At 73.7% G+C, this 4,027-nt stretch carries 4 protein-coding genes; 1 reads left to right on the forward strand and 3 read right to left on the reverse strand.

Translation table 11 applies throughout. The features are described from left to right. Nucleotides 1-1,344, reverse strand: a 1,344-nt coding sequence (locus BHU15_RS02910) for an ATP-binding protein (RefSeq protein ID WP_255293012.1), incomplete at its 3' end; no start/stop codon positions are given. Nucleotides 1,345-1,589: 245 nt separating this feature from the next. Further along, nucleotides 1,590-1,970, reverse strand: a complete 381-nt coding sequence (locus tag BHU15_RS02915) for a DUF6221 family protein (RefSeq protein WP_031229436.1) — start codon at nt 1,968-1,970, stop codon at nt 1,590-1,592. 190 nt (nt 1,971-2,160) lie between these two features. Between BHU15_RS02915 and BHU15_RS02920 the strand changes: the two genes are divergently transcribed. Then, the gene (locus tag BHU15_RS02920) at nt 2,161-2,697 is read left to right on the forward strand and encodes a hypothetical protein (protein WP_069625708.1); all 537 of its coding nucleotides are present in this window, start codon (nt 2,161-2,163) and stop codon (nt 2,695-2,697) included. A 21-nt stretch (nt 2,698-2,718) separates the two neighbouring features. Here the strand turns inward: BHU15_RS02920 and BHU15_RS02925 are convergent, their stop codons facing one another. Further along, a complete protein-coding gene (locus tag BHU15_RS02925) occupies nt 2,719-3,699 on the reverse strand; it encodes a CopD family protein (RefSeq protein WP_107422772.1) in 981 nt (326 codons plus the stop codon). Nucleotides 3,700-4,027: the final 328 nt, after the last annotated feature.

The following is a 4,027-nucleotide window of genomic DNA, read 5'->3' on the forward strand; positions in this document are numbered from 1 at the left end:
CGCCGGGACCGGGGCGCCGGTGGCGGCCTCGGGGGCCGCCGTCGCCTCGCCGGACGTCGTGGCCCGGTCCGGCTCCTGATCCGTCTCCGGTTCGGCTTCGCGTGCCGTCTCCCGCGACGGCGCGGGCGCGGGCGCCGGGACCTCGGGGACCGGCTGCGTCGCCGGCAGCACCCGCCCCGCCGGCGTACCGGCGGGCGACAGCGTCTCCAGTACGTCCGCCGGGACCAGGACCACGGCCCGGACACCGCCGTACGGCGAGGGCCCGAGGTCGACCTGGAAACCGTGCCGTTCGGCGAAGCGGCCCACGACCGCGAGGCCGGTCTGCGGAATCTCGCCCACGTCGCCGACCCCCAGGAGCCGGCGGCCCGACACGATCTCGCGCGCCCCGGCGAGCCGGTACTCGTCCAGGCCGAGACCGCCGTCGTCCACCTCGATGACCGCGCCGCGCTGCACGGTGCGCACCGTCACGGGCACGCCCGTCTTCGGCGGCGAGTACTCCGTCGCGTTGGCGAGGAGTTCGGCCATGAGGTGGATCAGCGGTTCCACGACGGACGGGGTGACGCCCACGTCGGGGTCACCGCTGACCTCGACGCGCTTGAAGGCGACGATGCGTCCGGACGCGGCGCGCACGACGTCCACCAGCGCGAGCGGTCGCTGCCACTGCTGGCCGGGCCACTCGCCGCACAGCACCTTGAGGCTCTGCGCGTGCCGCGCCTGCTGGGTGGCCGCGTGGTCCACCAGCATGGTGGTCTCCAGCAGGTCCGCGTCGCCCGGGTAACGGTCGGCGAGACCGGTCACGGTGGCCTGGATCCGGTGCGCGGAGGTCTGCACGCGGCTCGCCAGTTCGACGAGCGAGAGCCGCTGCGACTCCTCGCGGTCGTCGGCGGCGTCGGTGACGGCGGTCAGCAGCCGGTCGAACCACTCGCCGACTCCGGCGCCCAACTCGTCCGCGTTGTGCTGCGGTTGGGGGACGTCGGTGCGGGCGAGCGCGGCGGGCAGCCGCTTTTTGACGATGAACTCGACCTCCGAGCACACCAGTTCGCCCCGGTTGCGTACATAGCTGTGCCAGTGCGCCTCACGGCTGCCCGACTCGGCCCGTACTCTCTCCACCTCGGCCCGTCTCTCCGCGGCGTCCGACACGGCGTCACGGTGCGCTCTACGCAGGGTTTCCATGGTCACGAGGACCAGCAGCGCGACCGCCCCGTACGCCACCGCCGCCCCGATGTGTACGTCGGCCACGGGCACCACGCCGGCGGCGAAGACGAGCAGGGCCAGCAGTTGCGCGGCCGGCCACAGGAGCCGGGTCCCGCGTGCGTGCGGCGGGGCGGCGGGGGATCGGACCATGGGAAAACCTTCGAGTTGGCTGAAGTCGATGTCCGGCGGAGAGTCGTCCGCGGTGGTTCGTGGGTGGGTGGGCATGCGGATGACGACCCGTCAAGTGCCCCCGTGCCAGACATGGTTGAGTGATCGTATATCCGATCGGCATATTGGGCGGTCACTTCTCGGACACGGGCGGTGACCTGCCCGGTTACGCGCCGCGGACCCCGTCGGCGGAGCCCGTACGGGCTCCGCCGGTCATGCGCGTCGGTCTACTGTGCGAATCGCGGCAGCCACTTGGCTTGATAGTCCGCGTGCCCGGCGTGCTCGGCCGCCATCTGCCGGACGACGAAGCCCAGCCCCACGGCGCGGCCGGAGGGGAAGTCGTGCTGCGGGCGGTCGACGTCCAGGTGCGCGACCTCCGCGTACTCGCCCAGGAGCACTCTGCTCGTCTCGATCCGGCGCAGCGTGCGGGCCGGGTCCTGGAGGGCGATATGGCGGTCGTAGCCCTGCGTCCGCACGCTGAAGGAGATCGCGCCGGATCGGTCGTGGACCTCCCCGGGCGCCTCGGGCGGGCACCGCCAGCGCTCGCCGCCGGCCGCCCGCGCGACCTGCTCCTCCTCGTCCAGGCGCGCCCGAACAAAGGCCAGCATGTTCGTGTTGTCCGCTGTCACGTTCCGGATCCCTTGCCGTTCCCGCTTCTCGTAAGCGTCCGTTCGCCTGTCTGTCCGTCCTCCAACAGAGAATGCCGCACCGAGGTGGCGGCCGGCACGCCTCTTGGCCGGTGCGACAGGATGTGCGGGCCCGCCCGTGGACACGTGAACGAATCGGAGCCGACCAGCCATGTACCCCGAGAGCTGCTGGGAACCCGTGCCCGCCAGGTCCACCGCGAACCTGGCCGTCCGCTTCGTCCTGACCGTGGTCGTGCTGCCGCTGCACTGGGCGTTCGTCCTGGTGGGGACCGTGGCCCTGCTGGCGTTCAGCCTCGTCGGCGATCTGCTGACCCTGATCCCCGGCGCGGCGAAGGGATTCCTCAACGGCATCGACAGGTTGGGCGACCGGGTGGAGCTGTGGCCCCGCTGGTTCGTCTCGTGGCCCGAACTGAGGCACGAGGGCGACGCGGACTTCTACCGGGCGCGCTGCGACGACGCCGTGGCCCGGCACACGCGCGCGGCGACCACCGTCCGCGAGGGCGTGGTGCCGCCCTGGACATGCGCGATACCGATACGCAAGTACCGCGCCGTGGGCGCCGGTTACGCGCTCAGGACCGCCGAGGCGCAGGGCTGGGCGCTGCGCCACGACCAGTGGTCGGACCTGCCGAACGAGCTGAAGCTGCGGCGCGTACCCGAGGAGCCGGCGCCGGACGTGGCGGGCGCGTGACGCCCCGCCCGGTCCCGCCGGTCAGCGCGTGCTGAGCCAGTGCGGGTCGGGGACCACCGTGAGGACGGCGGAGATCAGCACCACGGCCGCCAGTACGGCCAGTTCGACCCGGGCGGCCTGGTGCGCGTCTCGGCCGCGCAGGAGCCGTCGGCGCGCCGCCAGGGCGAGTGCGCTCGCCGCCGCGACGAGGACCAGTTTGGCGATCAGCACCCTGCCGTACGCCGATGTCACGATCACGTCGGCGGGCAGCCTGCGCAGCGTGGACAGGGTGCCGGTGGCGGCCAGCACGACCAGCAGCCAGACGGCGCCGCGCGCGTAACGGGCCAGTACGGCGCGGGCGTCCGCCGGGGCGGCGCGCCGCAGCCACATGGTGCGCAGGACATGGCAGAGGCCGCCCGCCCACAGGGACGCGGCGGTCAGATGGACGACGGTGAGGGCGGTGCCCCACTCGGGTGTGTACGGCTCCGGGTGGGCGCGCAGCGCCTCCGCGAGGATCACCCCGGCCAGCGGGAGGAGCGCCCAGCGCGGGCGGCCGAGACCGACGCAGCCGGCGGCGAGCAGGAAGCCGTTGGCCATGACGAGCAGCAGGCCGCCCTCACGGGTGCCGTACGTCGCCGGGATGTCGAGGTCGCTGACGACCGCGAGGACCACGATCTGCCCGGCGGACGCGGCGGCTCCGGCGAGCGCGGCGGGCAGGGCGAGGGAGCGGGGCAGCGGGCCGGTGCGGGCGAGCGCGGCGCCGGCCAGTTCACCGAGGTGCAGCGCGAGCGCGGTGAAGACCACGGCGCGCAGGAGGGAGGTGGTGCCGGCGGCGGGGATGCGCAGCTCGCCGGTGCCGCGCGAGGCGAGGCCCGCGCCGTACAGCACGACGAACAGCGCCAGCACCCCGCCACCGACACCGGCGACCACGACCGTGGCCCTGGTCGCGCGCGGCGCACTGGCAGCGCGCGGCCCCGCCCCGCCCGGCTCCGGACGGGCTGTCGCACTAGGTCGGGTCTTCAAAGGAGCGCCGTCCGTCCGCAGGACGGGGCCCGCGGCGTCTGGTGCGGTGCATCGCAACGTGGAGGATCGTCCTCGTACCGGGTGTACTTGGATGACTCCGACCACGCGGCGAGATGCCGCGCCAGGCGTCGCGGGCCGGGCGGGACTTTGAAGACACGGCCTAGGGCCTGTCGTTTGGATCTTGCCGGGCTCGCGTGCCCCGGCACCGCGCCTCTCCCCCGTAGCCCCCAGGGGGGCACGGGAGGTACCCCCTGCGTTGTCGTCGGTCGGCATGGCTCCGCCATGCCTCCCTCCTCCGCCTTGCGATCCACGGCACCAGACCCCGCTC

The organism is Streptomyces niveus (assembly GCF_001723055.1).
Taxonomy (GTDB): Bacteria; Actinomycetota; Actinomycetes; order Streptomycetales; family Streptomycetaceae; genus Streptomyces; species Streptomyces niveus.